Annotated in this window: 1 protein-coding gene; it reads right to left on the bottom strand. The window is 45.0% G+C overall.

Annotated features, from left to right (window positions below; all coding sequences use genetic code 11):
- Positions 1–289, bottom strand: a 289-nt coding sequence (locus AAEZ00_RS20965; RefSeq protein ID WP_351089809.1) for an SbcC/MukB-like Walker B domain-containing protein, incomplete at both ends; no start/stop codon positions are given.

The raw sequence follows: 289 nt of genomic DNA, 5'->3' as shown, positions 1-289 counted from the left end.
CATTTTGCCCGACGCATTTAAATTATCTAATGCGTCTAAAGCGGTATCTAACGTTTGACTATCCAACGTACCAAAGCCTTCATCTAAAAACAGTGAGTCAATGCTCGTTTTATGACTAACAAGGTCAGATAATGCGAGTGCAAGGGCTAGGCTCACTAAAAAGCTTTCACCGCCCGACAAGGTTCTGGTGTCTCGTACTGCATCACCTTGCCAGGTATCGAGTACTTGTAGCTCTAACGCATCGGACTCTTTGCGTTCAAGTAAGTAACGACCTTGCAAACGTTCCAGC

Source organism: Shewanella sp. S1-49-MNA-CIBAN-0167, from assembly GCF_040310145.1.
In the GTDB taxonomy this organism is placed as follows: Bacteria; Pseudomonadota; Gammaproteobacteria; order Enterobacterales; family Shewanellaceae; genus Shewanella; species Shewanella psychromarinicola.
This window is presented reverse-complemented; position numbering and strand designations above follow the sequence as displayed.